Source organism: Haloarchaeobius litoreus (genome assembly GCF_024495425.1).
Classification (GTDB): Archaea; Halobacteriota; Halobacteria; order Halobacteriales; family Natrialbaceae; genus Haloarchaeobius; species Haloarchaeobius litoreus.
The window spans coordinates 431,907-449,342 of record NZ_JANHJR010000003.1 but is presented as its reverse complement, the minus strand read 5'-3'; the positions used below and the strand labels follow the sequence as shown (position 1 = coordinate 449,342).

The following is a 17,436-nucleotide window of genomic DNA, read 5'->3' as shown; positions in this document are numbered from 1 at the left end:
TTGTCGGATGCCGCACCCAGACCGGGTGTGCTCGCCGCTCGTGCCGTCAGTCCGGTCGTCGGAATCGCCCTCCTGCTCGCGCTCACAGTTGTCACGTCGAGCGTCGTCGCCGTCGGCGCGCTCGACCTCGCAGCCGAGCAGACGGCACCACCGCAGGCGACGTTCGACGCGACGGCGGGCGCATCGACGGGCCGGGTCACCGTCACGCATCGCGGCGGCGAGGCCATCGACGTGGACGAGCTGGAGCTCGTCGTCACGGTCGACGGCGAGGAACTGCGCTGGCAGCCACCCGTGCCGTTCTTCTCCGCGCGCGGGTTCGTCTCCGGCCCGACCGGGCCGTTCAACGTGGCGGCCGACCAGCGCTGGACGGCGGGCGAGTCGGCGAGCTTCGCGATCGCGGGGACGAACAGCCCGGTCGTCTCTCACGGAGCCGTCGTCGTCGTTACGATCGTCGCAGAAGGAAGCATCGTCGCGAGCGTTCGGTCGGTCGCGGCGGACCGGGCACGACAGCAGCCGGCCGACCCGCCGCAGTACCGGGCCGGTCAGTCGGCGGCCTCGTCGGGTTCGACGTTCTCACTGCCACTGTCCTGGTCGCCGGCCATGTCTGGCTCGGGTTCCTCGTCGGGCTCGATGCTCTCGCTGCCACCGCCCTGGTCGCCGGCCATGTCTGGCTCGGTCTCCTCGTCGGGTTCGACGTTCTCACTGCCACTGTCCTGGTCGCCGGCCATGTCCGGTTCGGGTTCCTCGTCGGGCTCGACGCTCTCGCCGCCACCGCCCCGGTCGCCGGCCATGTCTGGCTCGGTCTCCTCGATCGGGCTGCTGGCGTCGGTTTCCGGATCACCGGGTACGCGTGCGACGGTCGTGATGGCGACGTCCGGGTCGTAGCTCGGCCCCATCAGCCGGTGGCGTACGTCCTCGAGTCCGGCCGCGTGGAACATCCTGTCGGCCTCCTCCTCGTCGTAGAACAGCATGATCGCGTCGGCGATCTTCTGCATGATGGTCGTCTTCGGGTAGTTCGGACCGACGACGAGGATCTGCCCGCCGGGTTTGACGACGCGCCGGAACTCCCGGAGGGCGCGGACCGGGTTCGGCCAGTACTCGATGGAGCCCGAGGACCAGATGACGTCGAAGCTGTCCGTCGCGAACGGGAGCCGTTCGGCGTCGCCCATGTGGAAGTGGACGGGGCCGGTGCGGCCGAACTTGCCGAACGCCTTCTCCAGCTGGTGCGGGGACTGGTCGAGTGCCCACACCTCATCGACGTTCTCGTGGCCGAGCAGCCCCTTCGTCGCGAAGCCGGTCCCACAGCCGACGTCGAGGATGCGGTCGCCAGCCTGGATGTCGAGCAGCCCGATGGCCTCGGTCCGCATCTCCTCGTTCCAGATGAACGGGTTGATCTTGTCGTACACCTGCGAGAGATACTTGTAGAACAGGCGCGCCCGTGCTTTGTTTTCGAGGATACCCATTGGCCGGGGTTTGGGAACGTCGGCACAAAGTTCTGTCGTGACGATGCGAATCGGCCGTCGAGGGGGTCGACACCTTTCGCAACTACCTTATAGGCGCTGTGTAAACTCTCGACTGTTCAAACTATGCCGAGGCCAGAGGTTCTCGAACAGATACAGGAGGCCGAGACAGCGGCCGACGAGATCGTCGCCGAGGCGGAGGCCGACCGCGACGACCGTATCGCCGAGGCTCGAACGCGCGCCGACGAGATCCGTCAGGAGGCGGAGGAGGAGGCACGCGAGCTCGAAGAGCAACGGCTCGAAGCGGCCAGAGAAGAAATCGAGGCGGAACGCGACCGCATCCTCGAGGAGGGCGGGGCCGAGCGCGAGGAGCTTCGCGACCGCGCCGAGGGTCGCGTCGACGACGTCGTCGCGTACGTCCTCGAGACCTTCCAGGAGGAGGTACATGCTCAGACCTGAGCAGATGAGCAAGGTCTCGGTGACGGGGTCCAAGGCGGTCATGGACCCGGTCATCGAGACGGTACACGACCTCAACCGGGTCCACCTGAGCGACTACGACGGTTCCTGGGAGGGGTTCGACAACGGGACGCCCCGTTCGGACGCCGACGACGCGTCCGAGAAGCTCGTGACGGTCCGCTCGCTCGAGAGCATCCTCGACGTCGACGAGGACGACGCGGGACCGAGCCGCATCGTCACCGACGATGCGCTCGACGAGGAACTCGAGGAGATCCGCACCGGGGCCAACGAGCTCGACGACCGCCGCAACGCTGTCGAGTCGGAGCTCCGCGAGGTCGAAGAGAAGATCGACGAGGTCGAGCCGTTCACGGCGCTCGGCGTTCCGCTCGACCTGCTCTCGGGCTACGACACGCTGCACGTCGCCGTCGGCCAGGGCGACCCGTCCGCCGTGCGAAGCGTGCTCGACGACTCGAAGGCCATCCGCTCGTTCGACATCGAGACCGGTGACGAGCTCGTCGCCGTCTTCGCCTACCCCGAGTCCAACGCACGCGAGAGCATCCTGGACGACCTGCTCGTGCAGGCGAACTTCACGCGGACGGACATCCCGGACGCGGAGGGCGACGCCGCGGAGTACATCGACGAGCTCCGCCACCGCAAGCAGCAGCTCGAGTCGAAGCTCACGACCATCGAGGACGAGATCGACGAACTGCGCCTCGACGCCGCCGGCTTCCTGCTGGCTGCCGAGGAGCGTCTCTCCATCGACGTCCAGAAGTCCGAGGCACCGCTCCAGTTCGCGACGACCGAGAGCGCGTTCGTCGCCGAGGGCTGGATTCCGACCGAGGAGGTCGACCACCTGAAGGCCGAGCTCTCGGATGCAGTCGGGAACCGCGTCGACGTCGACGAGATCGAGCGCGCGAACTACCGTGACGGCCACGCGACGACCACCGAGCACGTCTCTTCCGAGGACGAGCACTCCGGGAAGGCGGCCGCCACCGACGGCGGCGTCGTCACGATGAACGACTCGCCGCCGACGATGCAGGAGAACGTCGGCCCCGCGGAGCCGTTCGAGCTCCTGACGAAGATGGTCGGGCTCCCGAGCTACGACGAGCTCGACCCGACGTTCTTCATCATGCTGACGTTCCCGGCGTTCTTCGGGTTCATGATCGGCGACCTCGGCTACGGCATCCTCTACGCCGTGGCCGGCTTCTTCCTGTACAGCCGGTTCGACAGCGACGCCATCCGGGCGCTCGGTGGCATCGGCATGTGGGCCGGTGGCTTCACCATGCTGTTCGGCGTGCTGTACGGCGAGATATTCGGACTGCACGTCGTCGGTGAGATACTGTTCGACGGCAGCCCGCCGATGCACAAGGGACTGCAGCCGGCCTACTCGCGGTACGCCCAGACGTGGCTGTTCGTCAGCGTGCTCGCCGGCCTGGCGCACATGACGCTCGGGTACTTCTCGGGCGTGGTCAACCACATCAGCCACGGCATCGAGGAGGTCATCTACGACGACCTCTCGTGGCTCACGATGATGATCGGGCTCTGGCTCGCCATCCTCAGCACTGCTGCGGAGGGAATCAAGCCGTCGTTCCTGTTCAACACGCTCGGCGGTGAGGGCGCCGCTTACAACCTCGGCTACACCGGTCTTCCGGAGTGGGCCGCGTTCCTCGGGCTCGGGATGTTTGCCCTCGGCCTCGTCGTGATGACCTACGGCGAGTTCCAGCACATGGGCGCGCCCGGTCTCGTGGTCGGTCCACTCGAGAGCGTCAACGTGCTCGTCAACGTACTCTCGTACTTCCGGCTCGCCGCGGTGCTGCTGGCGAAGGCAGGGATGGCGTTCGTCGTCAACCTGCTCTTCTTCGGCGCGTGGGAGGACTCCCACGGTGCCTGGCACTTCGGGACCGGTGGTATGCCGAGCCAGACGGGCATCGAGTACCACCACTACGAGGTCGCCGACATCATGTTCGGCGGGCTGCTCCACGGCGGCATCGCGATGGCGCTCATCGGGGTCGTCATCCTCGTCGTGGGTCACTTCGCCGTGCTCATGCTCGGCATCACCAGCGCCGGCCTGCAGGGGATCCGTCTCGAGTACGTCGAGTTCTTCGACAAGTTCTACGACGGTGACGGGCGGCCGTTCGACCCGTTCGGCTACGAGCGCGAGTTCACGACCGAGGACTGAGCCTCGGCCTTCTATCACGATTCTTCCTGTTCTTTGGCGTCGGTGGCCAGGACCAATCGAAACTATAATCCCCCTGGAACCCGCCAATCAGCGTTTAGAGCGGCGATATCGGCGGTTTCTTTTGGGAAGTTTTATGAAGGCCGTAGGGTGAAGTACCACCTGTTCGGAGGTACACGAAATCATGTTCGAAGCTCTCGCCGACGCCGGTATGCTCACAATGGACAGTGCCGCAAACTTCCTGCCGATGCAAGAGGAGGTACTCAACGGAAACGCCCAGCCCGCGCTCACCCAGAAGGGTGCCGCCGCGATCGGCATCGGCCTCGCAGCCATCGGCGCAGGGTACGCCGAGCGTGGTATCGGTGCAGCCGCCGTCGGCGCACTCGCCGAGGACTCCATCAGTACGGGTATCGCCGTCTTCCTGACGGTCCTGCCGGAGACCCTGGCGATCTTCGCGCTCGTCGCGCTCTTCGTCTAAACCGTTCCCCCTTCTTACAATGACCTTGGAAACAGTCGTTGAGGACATACGAGAGGAAGCCCGCGCGCGTGCGGAGGAAATCCGCGAAGAGGGCGAGGCGGAGGCCGAGTCGCTCGTCGAGGCGGCGGAGGCGGACGCCGAGGAGACCCTCGAGGCGGCCAAGCGCCGGGCGGAACGGAACGTGGAACAGGAACGCGAACGTGAGCTGTCGAGTGCGAAGCTCGAGGCGAAGCAGATGCGCCTCGAGGCACGCCGGGACGTGCTCGAGTCGGTCCGCGACTCCGTCGAGGAGGCCATCGTCGACCTCGACGGCGAGGACCGCGAGGAGCTGACCCGTGTGCTGCTCGACGACGCGGCCGACGAGTTCGACGACGCGGACAGCGTCCTCGTGCACGGTCGCGCCGACGACCAGGAGCTCGTCGAGGAGATACTCGCCGACTACGACGGCTACCAGTGGGACGGCGAGTACGACTGCCTCGGTGGCGTTGTCGTCGAGAGTGAGGAGGGCCGCCTCCGGGTCAACAACACGTTCGACTCGGTGGTCGAGGACGTCTGGGAGGACGAACTCAAGGAAATCAGCACCCGACTGTTCGACGAGCAATGAGCAAGAGCGACAGCGGTTCCAATCCGGAGTACGTCAACGCCCGGGTCAGAGCGCGTCGTGCGAAGCTCTACGACGACGAGGACTACCGCAAGCTCGTCCGCATGGGGACCAGTGAGATCGCCCGCTACATGGAGGAGTCCGAGTACGAGACCGAGATGAACGCACTCGGGGCCCGCTACAGCGGCGTCGACCTCATCGAGTACGCGCTCAACCGCAATCTCGCGAAGCACTTCGAGGACATCCTCGACTGGTCGGGCGGGCAGCTGTACGACCAGCTCGCGGCGTACCTGCGGAAGTTCGACGCGTGGAACCTGAAGACGATCCTTCGGGGCGTCTACGCCGGCTCCGAGCGCGAGGAGATCGAGGCCGACCTCATCCGTGCCGGCGAGTTCGACGACGCGTTCCTCGGCCGCCTGCTCGAACTGCAGGACATCGAGGGTATCGTCGAGCTCTGCTCGGGCACCATCTTCGGGCCCGGGCTGGACGATGCACTGGAGCAGTACCAGGAGACGCAGGCCCTGGTCCCGCTCGAGAACGCCGTCGACCGCGCGTTCTACGAGCACCTGCTCGACGAGGTCGGCACGGTGACAGACGTCGACAGCCCGGCCGCGCTCTACCTGGAGTTCCTCCAGGCGGAGATCGACTTCCGGAACGTCCGGAACGCGCTCCGACTCTCGCGCAGCGGGGCCGACATCGATCCCACGGAGTACTTCATCGAGGGCGGTCGGCTGTTCGACGCGGACGAGCTGAGCCAGCTGGTGACGAACACCGACGAGCTCGTCGCACGGATACGCGACAGCGCGTACGGGGACGACCTGTCCGCAGCGCTCAACGAGCTCGAGGAGGCAGAGAGCCTCATCGGGTTCGAGAACGCGCTCGACGCGGCGCTGACCGAGTACGCGGACCACTTCTCGAACTCGTTCCCGATCTCGGTGACCCCGGTCCTCGCGTACATCATCGCGAAGGAACGGGAGACCGACAACATCCGCGCCATCGCACGTGGCAAGGAGGCGGGACTGACGGAGGAGGAAATCGAAGCGGAGCTGGTCACGATATGAGCCAGGAGATAGCTGTCATCGGCAGTCCGGAGTTCACGACCGGCTTCCGGCTGGCTGGCGTTCGGCGGTTCGAGAACGTCACGCCGGAGGAGAAGTCGGAGGAGCTGGACGACGCGGTGCGGACGGTCGCACGGGAGGAGGGCGTCGGAATCGTCGTGATGCACGCCGACGACCTCGACTACCTCTCGCGTGACCCACGGGCCGTCGTCGAGACGAGCGTCGAACCGACGTTCGTCACGGTCGGCGGAGACGCCGGGAGCAGCGGACTGCGCCAACAGATCAAGCGTGCCATCGGTATCGACCTGATGGAGGAAGACTGATACATGAGCCAAGCAACAGATTCGGAGGCCGTTCGCGAGGACGGCGTCATCGAGAGCGTGAGCGGTCCGGTCGTGACCGCCACGGACCTCGGGGCCAAGATGAACGACGTCGTCTACGTCGGTGACGAGGGCCTGATGGGCGAGGTCATCGAGATCGAAGGGAACCTGTCCACGATACAGGTGTACGAGGAGACCTCGGCGGTCGCGCCGGGCGAACCCGTCGAGAACACGGGCGAGCCGCTCTCCGTGGACCTCGGGCCGGGCATGCTGGACACCATCTACGACGGCGTCCAGCGCCCGCTCGACGTTCTGCAGGAGAAGATGAACTCTGCGTTCCTCGACCGCGGTGTCGACGCGCCGGGTATCGACCTGGAGCGGACCTGGGAGTTCGAGCCCGCCGTCGAGGTCGGCGACGAGGTCGAACCTGGGGACGTGGTCGGCATCGTCGAGGAGACCGTCACCATCGACCACAAGGTCATGGTGCCGCCGGGGTCGGAGGGCGGCGAGGTCACCGCCATCGAGGCGGGCAACTTCACCGTCGAGGACACGGTCGCCGAGCTGGACAGCGGCGAAGAGATCCAGATGCGCCAGGAGTGGCCCGTCCGGTCGCCGCGCCCGAGCGCGGACAAGCAGACGCCGACGACGCCGCTGATCTCGGGTCAGCGCATCCTCGACGGCCTGTTCCCGCTCGCGAAGGGCGGGACGGCCGCGATTCCGGGCCCGTTCGGCTCCGGGAAGACCGTCACGCAACAGAGCCTGGCGAAGTTCTCGGACGCGGACATCGTCGTCTACATCGGTTGTGGCGAGCGCGGCAACGAGATGACGGAGGTCATCGACGACTTCCCGGACCTGCCGGACCCCCAGACCGGGAACGCGCTGATGGCCCGGACCTGCCTCATCGCGAACACGTCGAACATGCCGGTGGCGGCGCGTGAGTCCTGTGTGTACACGGGCATCACCATCGCCGAGTTCTACCGCGACATGGGCTACGACGTCGCGCTGATGGCCGACTCCACCTCCCGGTGGGCGGAGGCCATGCGCGAGATCTCCTCCCGGCTGGAGGAGATGCCCGGTGAGGAGGGCTACCCCGCGTACCTCGCCGCGCGCCTCTCGCAGTTCTACGAGCGCGCCGGCTACTTCGAGAACATCAACGGCACCGAGGGCTCGATCTCGGTCATCGGGGCGGTCTCGCCGCCGGGCGGTGACTTCTCCGAGCCGGTCACCCAGAACACGCTGCGCATCGTGAAGACGTTCTGGGCGCTGGACGCCGACCTCGCCGAGCGTCGGCACTTCCCCGCCATCAACTGGACCGAGTCGTACTCGCTGTACCAGGACCAGCTCGACCCCTGGTACCGAGAGAACGTCGCAGAGGACTACCCCGAGGTGCGCCAGTGGGCGGTCGACACCCTCGACGAGGAGGGCGAGCTCCAGGAGATCGTCCAGCTCGTCGGCAAGGACGCCCTGCCGCCGGACCAGCAGCTCACGCTCGAGGTCGCGCGCTACCTGCGCGAGGCGTGGCTCCAGCAGAACGCGTTCATCGAGGTCGACCAGTACTGTCCGCCGGAGAAGACCTACGGGATCCTCACGGCGATCAAGCACTTCAACGACGAGGCCTTCGAGGCACTCGACGCAGGCGTGCCGGTCGAGGAGATCCAGAACATCGACGCGGCACCGCAGCTGAACCGCATCGCGACGACTGAGGACGACGAGGCCGAGGAGTTCACCGAGGAACTCGAAGCCAACATCACGGAGCAGCTCCGGGAGCTGTACTAACAATGAAGGAGTATCAGACAATCACGGAGATCAGCGGTCCGCTGGTGTTCGCCGAGGTCGACGAGGACATCGGGTACGACGAGATCGTCGAGATCGAGACCCCGAACGGCGACATCAAGCGCGGTCAGATCCTCGAATCCAGCAGTGGCCTCGTGGCCATCCAGGTGTTCGAGGGGACCGAGGGTATCGACACGAAGTCGTCCGTCCGGTTCATGGGCGAGACGATGAAGATGCCCGTCACCGAGGACCTCCTCGGGCGGGTGCTCGACGGCTCCGGCAACCCCATCGACGGCGGGCCGGACATCGTCCCCGACGAGCGTCGGGACATCGTCGGCGCGGCGATCAACCCGTACGCTCGCGAGTACCCCGAGGAGTTCATCCAGACGGGTGTCTCCGCCATCGACGGCATGAACACGCTGGTGCGCGGCCAGAAGCTGCCGATCTTCTCGGCGTCCGGCCTGCCGCACAACGACCTCGCACTCCAGATCGCCCGGCAGGCGACCGTGCCGGAGGAGGACGAGGGCGAGGAGGACGAGGACGGCTCCGAGTTCGCAGTCGTCTTCGGTGCGATGGGTATCACCGCCGAGGAGGCGAACGAGTTCATGGCCGACTTCGAGCGCACCGGTGCGCTGGAACGCTCCGTCGTCTTCATGAACCTCGCGGACGACCCCGCAGTCGAGCGGACGGTCACGCCGCGGCTCGCACTGACGACCGCGGAGTACCTCGCCTTCGACAAGGGGTACCACGTGCTCGTCATCCTGACGGACATGACCAACTACTGTGAGGCACTGCGCGAGATCGGTGCCGCACGCGAGGAGGTGCCGGGCCGCCGTGGCTACCCCGGCTACATGTACACCGACCTCGCCCAGCTGTACGAGCGCGCCGGTCGCCTGAAGGGCGTCGAGGGCTCCATCACGCAGATCCCCATCCTCACGATGCCGGGTGACGACGACACGCACCCGATCCCGGACCTGACCGGGTACATCACCGAGGGCCAGATCATGATGGACCGCGACCTGGAGAGCCAGGGACTGAAGCCGCCGATCAACGTCCTGCCCAGCCTCTCCCGGCTGATGGACGACGGTATCGGCGAGGGTCTCACCCGTGCGGACCACGGGGGGGTCTCCGACCAGCTCTACGCCGCGTACGCGGAGGGTCGGGACCTGCGCGACCTCGTGAACATCGTCGGTCGCGAGGCGCTGTCCGAGCGTGACAACAAGTACCTCGACTTCGCCGACCAGTTCGAGTCCGAGTTCGTCGACCAGGGCTTCGACACGAACCGCAACATCGACGAGACGCTGAACATCGGCTGGGACCTCCTCTCGACGCTCCCGAAGACGGAGCTCAACCGTGTCGACGAGGAGCTCATCGAGAAGTACTACCAGGAAGACACCGAGGCCGAGGCCGTCGAGGCCTGAGTCCGGACGGCGTTTCTCTCTCTCACTCTCGTCTCGACCACCCGCCAGCGGCGCGGCCGGTCACTCCCGGCGGTCGCCGTCGTCGGTGTCGTTGCGAACCCGGCGCGCGGCCTCGCTGCGGTCCAGCACCTCGTTACCCGTCGTCTCGGATTGGATGACGGCATAGAGCACCAGCGGGCCGACGACGGCGAACAGGAGTATCAGGAGGACGAACAGCCCGGTCATGGTTGCACGGTCGTCTTTTCACCGGAGGTGACAAAATATTCAGGGAACGAGCCGGTAGATGGGAGCATGTGCCCTCCGACCACAGACGACTACGACGACGGCTGTCCGAAGTGCGGTCACCGCGAGACCGAGATCGACCAGATATCGACGACCGGCTCCGGCCTCTCGAAGATGTTCGACATCCAGAACCGTCGGTTCAAGGTCATCTCCTGTGTGAACTGCGGCTACTCCGAGCTGTACAAGGGGACCTCCGACGGCGACCTCGCCGACCTGTTCCTCGGCTAGGGCCGGTCTCACGCGCTCGCACGCGGGACCAATCGTAAAGGGTTAACAGGCTGGCCGCGCAAGCCTCCCCTAATGGCCAAGGACGTCAAGCCCACCCGGAAGAACTTGATGGCGATCGAGGACCGCATCGAGTTGTCCGAGCGGGGCCACGACACGCTGGAGCAGAAGCGCGACGGCCTCATCATGGAGTTCATGGACATCCTCGACGAGGCACAGGACGTCCGTTCGAACCTGGAGTCGGACTACGACACCGCCCAGAAGAAGATCAACATGGCCCGTGCCATGGAGGGCGACGTCGCGGTCCGTGGGGCTGCGGCAGCGCTGAAGGAGCACCCGGAGATCACCACCGAGTCGAAGAACATCATGGGCGTGGTCGTCCCGCAGATCGAGTCCTCGAAGGTGAAGAAGTCCCTCGGCGAGCGTGGCTACGGCGTCCTCGGCACGTCCGCCCGCATCGACGAGGCCGCCGAGGCCTACGAGGAACTGCTGGAGAGCATCATCCTCGCCGCGGAGGTCGAGACGGCGATGAAGAAGATGCTCACCGAGATCGAGACGACCAAGCGCCGCGTCAACGCACTGGAGTTCAAGCTCCTGCCCGACCTCCGGGAGAACCAGGAGTTCATCGAGCAGAAGCTCGAGGAGCAGGAGCGCGAGGAGATCTTCCGCATGAAGAAGATCAAGGACAAGAAGGAGGCCGAGGAGGCCGAACTCGAGGCCGAGGCGGAGCGCGAGCGAGAGGCCGTCAGCGCGGACTGATTCCTGCCTAGCTTTTAGAGGTGCCCCTCCCTTGTGGGGCGTATGCAATGTTCGAACTGTCGCTCTGATACGGTCGCGTTCGCCGTCCCCGACGACGTCTCCGAGTTCGCACCCGGAAACGGCTCTGCGGCGGCTATCTGCACGTCCTGTCTGAATGTCTATGCCGTCGAGTCGCCCGACGAGGACGCGGACCTCACCGCGGTCAGCGAGGCGTTCGACGTCGACGAGGAGGCCGCCGTCGAGATGGCGCTCGTGGTCGGCCTGCTCTCCTCGCTCGCGCTGAACCGGTCGAAGATCGAGACGCTGCTCGAACACGTCGAGGACCGAGGGGTGGACCCGATGCTCGTCCTCGAGGAGCTGGAGGCCGACACGGGCCTGAAGCCCACGGTCGCCATCGGACGCCGCCGCAGTCAACTCGAACAGCTCATGGGTTGACGAAGCTTTTTTGTACCGGAACTCGGCCGGTGAGCGCCCCCGTCGGCAGGTAACGCTACTTCGGCACTCGCCATAGCAACCAGCGCCGCGCGATGCGGCCAGACGGGGCAGGTCGTCGACGGACTACGGGGGACGACTCTCGGCACGCGCGCTGTACCTGTCGAACACCTCGGTCGCCCAGGCGACGGCGGCCGGGTTCTCGTTGAACAGGATGCCGGCGAGTCTGGACGACGGGCCGTAGACGAGGACTACGGCCATCGCCCAGTCGTCGGCGAAGCCGACGCCGAGACCGAACGGGAGGTGGTCGACCACGCACATCTCGAAGCCGGCCTGCCCCATGGGGGGTATCTTGTCGCCGAGATTCGACTCCAGATGAGCGGCCATCTCGCGGGTGAACACGAAGGAGAGGTCGAGTCCCTCCTCGACCACCTGGTCGTGGAAGAACTGACCGAAACCCGTCCCGGTGTCCATCGCCGACATCCCCAGGTAGCGGTCGGACCGGCGGATGGTCTCCTTCAGTCGTTCCAGCGGCGCGGCCGGCGACGGCGGTTCGGCCCGCTCGACCTCGACGCCGGCCAGCATCTCGCGTCCGAGTTCGCCGCCGTCGTCCAGCAGGTCGAGCAGCGGCCCGGCGCGGTCCACGCCGTCGAGTTCGGCGACGTGTGCCGCCCGTGACTCCGCAGCGAGCCGGCCCGAGACGGTCGCCGCGTAGCCGCCGTTCGTCCGCTCGACCAGCCCGACCGCTTCGAGGTCGCGGATGCCCCGGTCGATGGTGGACCGGGAGGCGTCGACGCGCTCCTCCAGTTCGCGTTTGGCGAGCGGTTCCGCGACCAGCAACGCGAGCAGGTCGCTGCGGCGGTGCAGCGTCCGTGCCAGGTCGTCGACCATTCGTCAGACTCGTCGGTGTGGACCGACTTACCGTTGATGGGTGGTCACTCGCCCGATTTCCAGTGGTAGTGGATGTGGTAGTACTGGTCGTCGAGTTCGACGAAGAACTCGTCCTCAAACAGCGTCCCGACGGTGTTGCGGAGGTATTCGACGGTCGCTTCGGCAGCGTCGCTCGGTGGCTCCGACTCGAACGTGCCGTCTCGAATCGTCGTCCGTAGCGTCTCCAGAACCTCGATATCGACCGATACCGGGTCCACGGAGTGGACGAGCCGGTCGAGGGTGAATTCGCAGAACTGCTCCTGCGTGTCGAATGCGTGTTCGACACTGTACTCCGCTTCGTCGTCGCCGGTAATCGTGATGTCGATGTAGAAGTAGTTCGTCTCGTTGCTGACGAACAGTGCCTCTTCGAAGGCGTAGTCGCCGGTCGCGTTCCCAGTCTCGATCGCTTCTTCAACAGGACCGATATGCCTCCTATCGACGTTCTCGACCGCTCTCAACGGCCACGAGCAGACGTCAGACTGGGTCATCGGCTCGGATTCGAGCCGAATCTTCGAACTGCCTCCGGTGTTCCACAGACACCCGGATAGTCCAACGGCTGACAGGGAAGAAATACCAGCAGCAATCACCGAGCGTCGGTTCATATCACCGACGATGACCAATCCCCGTAAATGTCTTCTGCAGAGATTTAGACTCCCGTAGAGTACCGCAGCAGGCCCGAGATGCCGCCGAAGGCGTTGTAGAGCTGGTCGCCCTTCTCGAAGTCGGTGGAGATGAACTTCGTCTCGGTGCCGCGCTGGTCGGCGATGTTCATGAGGAACTCGATGGCGTCCTCGCGCTCCTGCACCTCGGCCTCGGTGCCGTCGTCGCAGGTGTGGGTCGGCGTGTTCTTGCGGGAGTCGATGAGCTCGTACTCCTCGGTGCCGTCGGGGCAGTCGTAGGTGACGACGTCTTTGCGGAGGTCCTCGGAGATGAGCAGCGTCTCGACCGACCCCATGACGAGGTTCTCGCGGGTGGGCTCGAAGCCGTATGTGGCCTTGTTGCCGTCGTGGAGCTGCTTGAAGAACTCGTTCATCAGGTCCTTGTCCTCCATGATCTCCGCGTCGGCGAGCACGTCGTCGGCGGCGTCGACGAGGTCGTAGAGGCCGGACTCGTCGGTGTAGGCCACGTCGAACTTGCCCAGCACCTTGTCCTGGAGCTCGTGGTGGAGGTAGTCGCCGTCGAGGAACTCGTCCTTCGTCGGGGAGGGACCACCGACGAGCACACCCTGGAGCTCGTGGCGCTCGGGGACGAACAGGTCGTTCGCCATCTCCGCGACCTCCTGGTAGAAGTTGTCGATTGCCTCGAGACGGAGGCGGGCGAAACGCTGGGCGGACTGGCCACCCTTGCGCTGCTTGCCCGGGACGAGCGAGGAGGCGGACTTGACGGGCTCGACGCGCTTGCCCCGGAGCCAGCCGACGTTGGCCTCGCGCCGGTCGAGCACGATGAGGCCGTAGAGGCCCTTGTCCGCGAGCATGTGCTCCAGCGGCTCGGTGAGGAACGCCGAGTCGCAGTGGTAGCGGAACGACTCGACGGACTGGGGCGGCGATTCGAGCACCTTCGTGACCATGTCGGTCTGGCCGCCGCCGGAGTTGACCGCGCCGGAGAACAGCACCATGCCGTTCTCGGGCGGGTTGTCGTAGTACCGCAGCCGGTCCTTGATGCTGGTGAGCGCGTCCTGGACGTTCGTGCGGGTCTGCTTCGACTTGATGTTGGACGCCTCGCTATGCTCCTGTGTGACGTGGGCGACCACGTCGCTGATCCGCCGGTCCTCGGGGACGTAGATGGTGACGAGCTGTGTTCCCGACCCCTCGTAGTCGTCGAGTTCCTCGATAACCCTCCGGAACTCGTACTTCTTGCGGTCGGACTCCTCGCCCTCCTGCTGACTCATTGGCGGTTCTAGGCCCCGCAGGCGGTAAGTAACTGTTCCTTGCACGGCAGACTATCGCGTGCGGCGGGTTCTCAGTCGTACGCCGGGCCACGGTTTATGTACGAGCGGGCGGCCAGGGCCGGCGTGACCTGACGACGGTCGCCCCGGCGGCCGAGGCGGGTGTGCGGCAACCCCCGGGGTGTGCGGTGATTGCCGCCTGCTCGACACTCCGGAGCCGTGGCTTCATGTTTTATTAGTCGTCCGTGACTCTATCCGAGATACATGAACACGCAGGAGACGGTGTACGCCATCGCCAGCGGCAAAGGCGGCGTGGGCAAGACCACGACGACGGTGAACCTGGGCACTGCGCTCGCGGGGGCGGGCAACCGCGTCGTGATCGTCGACGTCGACCTGGGCATGGCGAACCTGGCCGGATTCGTGAGCCTCTCGCCGGAGGACACGACGCTCCACCAGGTCCTCGCTGGCGAGGCCGACGTGACGGAGGCGACGTACGAGCTCGCGGACGGGATCTGGGCGGTCCCGAGCGGTATCGAGCTCGACAGCTACGCGTCCGTCAAGACGGAGAACCTCCGGGACGTCGTGACGGAACTCCGCGAGCAGTTCGACTACGTCCTCTTGGACGTCGGTGCCGGCGTCAGCCACGAGACGGTGCTCCCGCTCGGGCTGGCCGACGCCGTCGTGCTCGTCTCGACGCCCGAGCCGGCATCGGTACAGGACGCCCAGAAGACCTGTGACCTGGCCGACCGGGCCGGCGGCACCATCGCCGGACTCGTCCTCACCCGCACGCGGCCGTCGGGCGACATCGACCACGAGGGAATCGCGGAGAAACTCGACGTCCCGCTGCTGGTCACCATCCCCGAGGACCCGACGGTGCGGGAGAGCGTCTACGCGGGGACGCCGCTGGTCGTCCACGACCCCAAGAGCCCCGCCTCCCGGGCGTACCGCTACCTCGCGGCGCGCCTCGTCGGTGAGGCCGACCCCGAGGACAGACCGACGTTCGAGGCACCGACGCAGTCCCGTTCGCAAGCACCGTCGAGCGGTGGACGCGAGGACGACAGCGGGGAGGACGAGGCCAGCGCCGCGAGCGAGGACGACGTCTCCGCCGCCATCTCCGAGATCGACGCCGACTCCGAGACGGACGGTGGCCAGCCACGCATCGACATCCCCGACGCCGAGTCCGATACGTAGGCCGACGGACGCGACTGGAAACCGTTATGGGTCGCCACGTCGCAGTATCGACCATGGCAAACGACGATAACTCGGTTCCGCTCTCCTGGGTACTGTTGTTCGTCGCACTGGCACTGGGCGCCGGCGTCGCTGCGGTCATCTTCGCCGGTGGAAGTCTGATGGCGTGGACCGCACCCCTGTTCTAACTCACATCGAGCGCGGCGCGGCCACGCCCAGCGCCGAGAGTGCGTTCGCGATCGTATGCCGTGCGGCTGCGACCAGCGCGATGCGCGCGTCACGCACCGCCTCGTCCTCTGCGCCGAGCACCCGGCACTCGCGGTAGAAGGCGTTGAACGTCTCCGCGAACTCGCGGGTGTAGGTCGCGACGGTGTGGGGTTCGAGGTCGTCCGCGGCCTCGTCGATGACGCCGGGGAACCGTGCGATGACACGGAGCAGGTCGCGTGACTCCTCGCGTTCGAGGACGCTGGCGTCGACCGACTCCGGCACGGAGTCGACCTCGTCGAGGATGCCACAGCAGCGCGCGTGGACGTACTGGACGTACGGCGCGGACTGTGCCTCGAAGTCGAGCGCCTGGTCCCACTCGAACGTGATGGCCTTCGTCGGCTGCTTGGAGACGATGTCGTAGCGGACGGCACCGATACCGACCTGGTGGGCGATGCGCTCGACGTCCTCCTCGTTCAGGTCGTCGTCGCGGATACGCTCCTCCATGCGCGTCTCGACCTCGTCACGGGCGCGGTCGATGGCCTCGTCGAGCAGGTCGTCGAGGTCGACGCCGGTTCCTGCGCGGGTGGACATCCCGAGGCCACCCGGGAGATTGACCCACGAGAAGATGACGTTCTCCAGCTGATCGACGTCGTTGCCGAGCAGGTCGAGCGTCTGTCGGAGCTGGTCGGCCTGCAGCTTGTGGTCCTCGCCGAGGACGGTGACGGCGCGGTCGTAGTTCTCGAACTTCCACTCGTGGTGGGCGAGGTCGCGGGTCGTGTAGAGGCTGGTGCCGTCCGAGCGCAGGAACACCATCTTCTTGTCGATGCCGTACTCGGAGAGGTCGAGCTGCCAGGCGTCCTCCTCGTAGACGGCCTCGTCGAGCTCCTGCAGGCGGTCGACCACGTCGTCGGTGGTGCCGTCGAACATGAACCGCGTCTCCTTGACGAACTCGTCGAACTCGGCGGGCAGACGGGCGAGGCACTCCTGCATCCCGGAGAGCACCTGGTCGACGACCTCGCTGACGCGCTCGTAGGTCTCTTCGTCGTGCTCCTCCAGTCCCTGCATGATGGACTGGATCTCGGCCTCGGCCTCGTCGACCTTGTCCGCGGGGCCGTCCTCGAGGAACGCGTTGCCCGTGCGGTAGTAGCGCACGAGGTCGTACTCGATGCGGTCGCGCTCCGGTTCGGCGTCGAGGTCCGCCTCGTCGAAGTGCTCGTAGGCCCACGTGAACACGGCCATCTGCCGGCCGGCGTCGTTGACGTAGTAGTGGCGCTCGACGTCGTAGCCGGCGAACTCCAGCACGTTCGCGACGGCGTCGCCGACGATGGGGTTGCGGGCGCGGCCGACGTGGACGGGCCCGGTCGGGTTCGCGGAGGTATGCTCGACGACGACGCTTTCGTCGCGGTCGGGGAGGTGGCCGTAGTCATCGTCCTGTGCGGCCGCCAGCGTCGCCTCGAAGTACGCCTCGCTCGGAAGGAAGTTGATGTACGGTCCCTGCGTGGTCACGTCGCCGACGTAGTCGAACGTGTCGGGGTCGATCTCGTCGGCGATGTCGGCGGCGACCTTCGGCGGTGGCGCGCCGACCTCGCCGGCCAGCCGGAAGGCGACGCTCGACGCCAGCACGGCGTCGACGTCTTCCGGTGGCTCTTCGATGCCGAGGTCGTCTGTCGGGAGGTCGAGCGCGTCGAGGGCAGCCTCGATGGCGGCCGCGACCTCCTCGCGGACGGCGATGAACATACCGCCACGTACCGCTGGCGACTGTAAATGGGTTTCTGAATGGGATAC

Annotated in this window: 19 protein-coding genes and 1 pseudogene; 14 read left to right on the top strand and 6 right to left on the bottom strand. The window is 66.2% G+C overall.

The features are described from left to right. Window positions 1-27 precede the first annotated feature (27 nt). Window positions 28-885, top strand: a complete 858-nt coding sequence (locus NOW55_RS14740) for a type IV pilin domain-containing protein (protein WP_256400873.1) — start codon at window positions 28-30, stop codon at window positions 883-885. On the opposite strand, the pseudogene NOW55_RS14735 reads toward NOW55_RS14740, so the two are convergent. Then, window positions 843-1,463 (bottom strand): annotated as a pseudogene (locus NOW55_RS14735) (methyltransferase domain-containing protein); the annotation flags it as partial. The gene NOW55_RS14740 and the pseudogene NOW55_RS14735 sit on opposite strands and share 43 nt — an antisense overlap. A gap of 123 nt (window positions 1,464-1,586) precedes the next feature. On the opposite strand from NOW55_RS14735, the gene ahaH reads away from it, so the two are divergent. From ahaH to NOW55_RS14695, 8 genes are all read left to right on the top strand, one after another. Continuing rightward, entirely contained in the window at window positions 1,587-1,919 is a 333-nt protein-coding gene (ahaH, locus tag NOW55_RS14730; protein ID WP_256400872.1) for an ATP synthase archaeal subunit H, read from the top strand. Next, complete coding sequence (locus tag NOW55_RS14725) at window positions 1,906-4,095, top strand: V-type ATP synthase subunit I (protein WP_256400871.1); 2,190 nt, start codon at window positions 1,906-1,908, stop codon at window positions 4,093-4,095. Before ahaH ends, NOW55_RS14725 begins: the two co-directional genes overlap by 14 nt. A gap of 217 nt (window positions 4,096-4,312) precedes the next feature. Then, on the top strand, window positions 4,313-4,570 hold the full coding sequence (locus tag NOW55_RS14720) for an ATP synthase subunit C-like protein (protein WP_390293471.1): 258 nt from the start codon (window positions 4,313-4,315) through the stop codon (window positions 4,568-4,570). 19 nt (window positions 4,571-4,589) lie between these two features. Further along, window positions 4,590-5,174, top strand: a complete 585-nt coding sequence (locus NOW55_RS14715; protein WP_256400870.1) for a V-type ATP synthase subunit E — start codon at window positions 4,590-4,592, stop codon at window positions 5,172-5,174. Continuing rightward, on the top strand, window positions 5,171-6,232 hold the full coding sequence (locus NOW55_RS14710) for a V-type ATP synthase subunit C (RefSeq protein WP_256400869.1): 1,062 nt from the start codon (window positions 5,171-5,173) through the stop codon (window positions 6,230-6,232). The genes NOW55_RS14715 and NOW55_RS14710 overlap by 4 nt, the downstream gene beginning before the upstream one ends. Further along, window positions 6,229-6,552, top strand: coding sequence for a V-type ATP synthase subunit F (locus tag NOW55_RS14705; RefSeq protein ID WP_256400868.1), 324 nt, complete (start codon window positions 6,229-6,231; stop codon window positions 6,550-6,552). The genes NOW55_RS14710 and NOW55_RS14705 overlap by 4 nt, the downstream gene beginning before the upstream one ends. A 3-nt stretch (window positions 6,553-6,555) precedes the next feature. Next, on the top strand, window positions 6,556-8,325 hold the full coding sequence (locus NOW55_RS14700) for an ATP synthase subunit A (RefSeq protein ID WP_256400867.1): 1,770 nt from the start codon (window positions 6,556-6,558) through the stop codon (window positions 8,323-8,325). 2 nt (window positions 8,326-8,327) lie between these two features. After that, window positions 8,328-9,743, top strand: a complete 1,416-nt coding sequence (locus tag NOW55_RS14695; RefSeq protein WP_256400866.1) for an ATP synthase subunit B — start codon at window positions 8,328-8,330, stop codon at window positions 9,741-9,743. 60 nt (window positions 9,744-9,803) lie between these two features. Here the strand turns inward: NOW55_RS14695 and NOW55_RS14690 are convergent, their stop codons facing one another. Next, window positions 9,804-9,968, bottom strand: a complete 165-nt coding sequence (locus NOW55_RS14690) for a DUF8143 family protein (RefSeq protein ID WP_256400865.1) — start codon at window positions 9,966-9,968, stop codon at window positions 9,804-9,806. A gap of 66 nt (window positions 9,969-10,034) precedes the next feature. Between NOW55_RS14690 and NOW55_RS14685 the strand changes: the two genes are divergently transcribed. From NOW55_RS14685 to NOW55_RS14675, 3 genes are all read left to right on the top strand, one after another. Next, the gene (locus NOW55_RS14685; RefSeq protein WP_256400864.1) at window positions 10,035-10,253 is read left to right on the top strand and encodes a zinc ribbon domain-containing protein; all 219 of its coding nucleotides are present in this window, start codon (window positions 10,035-10,037) and stop codon (window positions 10,251-10,253) included. Between the two features lie 72 nt (window positions 10,254-10,325). Then, window positions 10,326-11,009 (top strand): V-type ATP synthase subunit D, encoded by a 684-nt coding sequence (locus NOW55_RS14680; RefSeq protein ID WP_256400863.1) that lies wholly within the window; start codon window positions 10,326-10,328, stop codon window positions 11,007-11,009. A gap of 42 nt (window positions 11,010-11,051) precedes the next feature. Beyond that, the gene (locus NOW55_RS14675; RefSeq protein WP_256400862.1) at window positions 11,052-11,444 is read left to right on the top strand and encodes a DUF6276 family protein; all 393 of its coding nucleotides are present in this window, start codon (window positions 11,052-11,054) and stop codon (window positions 11,442-11,444) included. A 123-nt stretch (window positions 11,445-11,567) separates the two neighbouring features. Here NOW55_RS14675 and NOW55_RS14670 read toward each other — a convergent pair whose 3' ends face one another. The 3 genes from NOW55_RS14670 to prf1 all read right to left on the bottom strand — a co-directional run bounded on the left by NOW55_RS14670 (window position 11,568) and on the right by prf1 (window position 14,259). Beyond that, window positions 11,568-12,332, bottom strand: coding sequence for a helix-turn-helix transcriptional regulator (locus NOW55_RS14670; protein ID WP_256400861.1), 765 nt, complete (start codon window positions 12,330-12,332; stop codon window positions 11,568-11,570). Window positions 12,333-12,376: 44 nt separating this feature from the next. Beyond that, window positions 12,377-12,859 (bottom strand): hypothetical protein, encoded by a 483-nt coding sequence (locus NOW55_RS14665; RefSeq protein WP_256400860.1) that lies wholly within the window; start codon window positions 12,857-12,859, stop codon window positions 12,377-12,379. Window positions 12,860-13,017: 158 nt separating this feature from the next. Next, on the bottom strand, window positions 13,018-14,259 hold the full coding sequence (prf1, locus tag NOW55_RS14660) for a peptide chain release factor aRF-1 (RefSeq protein WP_256400859.1): 1,242 nt from the start codon (window positions 14,257-14,259) through the stop codon (window positions 13,018-13,020). A gap of 261 nt (window positions 14,260-14,520) precedes the next feature. Between prf1 and minD the strand changes: the two genes are divergently transcribed. Further along, a complete protein-coding gene (gene minD / locus NOW55_RS14655; protein WP_256400858.1) occupies window positions 14,521-15,447 on the top strand; it encodes a cell division ATPase MinD in 927 nt (308 codons plus the stop codon). A 53-nt stretch (window positions 15,448-15,500) separates the two neighbouring features. After that, on the top strand, window positions 15,501-15,632 hold the full coding sequence (locus tag NOW55_RS14650; protein WP_256400857.1) for a hypothetical protein: 132 nt from the start codon (window positions 15,501-15,503) through the stop codon (window positions 15,630-15,632). Between the two features lies 1 nt (window position 15,633). On the opposite strand, the gene argS is transcribed toward NOW55_RS14650, so the two are convergent. Beyond that, window positions 15,634-17,388, bottom strand: coding sequence for an arginine--tRNA ligase (gene argS, locus NOW55_RS14645; protein WP_256400856.1), 1,755 nt, complete (start codon window positions 17,386-17,388; stop codon window positions 15,634-15,636). Between the last annotated feature and the right edge of the window lie 48 nt (window positions 17,389-17,436).

Bases quoted from the DNA above. Each gene is read 5' to 3' on its own strand.
- NOW55_RS14680 (WP_256400863.1), top strand. From the start codon at position 10,326: ATGGCCAAGGACGTCAAGCCCACCCGGAAGAACTTGATGGCGATCGAG.
- NOW55_RS14725 (WP_256400871.1), top strand. From the start codon at position 1,906: ATGCTCAGACCTGAGCAGATGAGCAAGGTCTCGGTGACGGGGTCCAAG.
- NOW55_RS14695 (WP_256400866.1), top strand. From the start codon at position 8,328: ATGAAGGAGTATCAGACAATCACGGAGATCAGCGGTCCGCTGGTGTTC.
- NOW55_RS14715 (WP_256400870.1), top strand. From the start codon at position 4,590: ATGACCTTGGAAACAGTCGTTGAGGACATACGAGAGGAAGCCCGCGCG.
- NOW55_RS14705 (WP_256400868.1), top strand. From the start codon at position 6,229: ATGAGCCAGGAGATAGCTGTCATCGGCAGTCCGGAGTTCACGACCGGC.
- NOW55_RS14650 (WP_256400857.1), top strand. From the start codon at position 15,501: ATGGCAAACGACGATAACTCGGTTCCGCTCTCCTGGGTACTGTTGTTC.
- NOW55_RS14720 (WP_390293471.1), top strand. From the start codon at position 4,313: ATGGACAGTGCCGCAAACTTCCTGCCGATGCAAGAGGAGGTACTCAAC.
- argS (WP_256400856.1), bottom strand. From the start codon at position 17,388: ATGTTCATCGCCGTCCGCGAGGAGGTCGCGGCCGCCATCGAGGCTGCC.
- NOW55_RS14670 (WP_256400861.1), bottom strand. From the start codon at position 12,332: ATGGTCGACGACCTGGCACGGACGCTGCACCGCCGCAGCGACCTGCTC.
- NOW55_RS14700 (WP_256400867.1), top strand. From the start codon at position 6,556: ATGAGCCAAGCAACAGATTCGGAGGCCGTTCGCGAGGACGGCGTCATC.
- NOW55_RS14665 (WP_256400860.1), bottom strand. From the start codon at position 12,859: ATGACCCAGTCTGACGTCTGCTCGTGGCCGTTGAGAGCGGTCGAGAAC.
- ahaH (WP_256400872.1), top strand. From the start codon at position 1,587: ATGCCGAGGCCAGAGGTTCTCGAACAGATACAGGAGGCCGAGACAGCG.
- NOW55_RS14710 (WP_256400869.1), top strand. From the start codon at position 5,171: ATGAGCAAGAGCGACAGCGGTTCCAATCCGGAGTACGTCAACGCCCGG.
- NOW55_RS14690 (WP_256400865.1), bottom strand. From the start codon at position 9,968: ATGACCGGGCTGTTCGTCCTCCTGATACTCCTGTTCGCCGTCGTCGGC.
- NOW55_RS14685 (WP_256400864.1), top strand. From the start codon at position 10,035: ATGTGCCCTCCGACCACAGACGACTACGACGACGGCTGTCCGAAGTGC.
- minD (WP_256400858.1), top strand. From the start codon at position 14,521: ATGAACACGCAGGAGACGGTGTACGCCATCGCCAGCGGCAAAGGCGGC.
- prf1 (WP_256400859.1), bottom strand. From the start codon at position 14,259: ATGAGTCAGCAGGAGGGCGAGGAGTCCGACCGCAAGAAGTACGAGTTC.
- NOW55_RS14675 (WP_256400862.1), top strand. From the start codon at position 11,052: ATGCAATGTTCGAACTGTCGCTCTGATACGGTCGCGTTCGCCGTCCCC.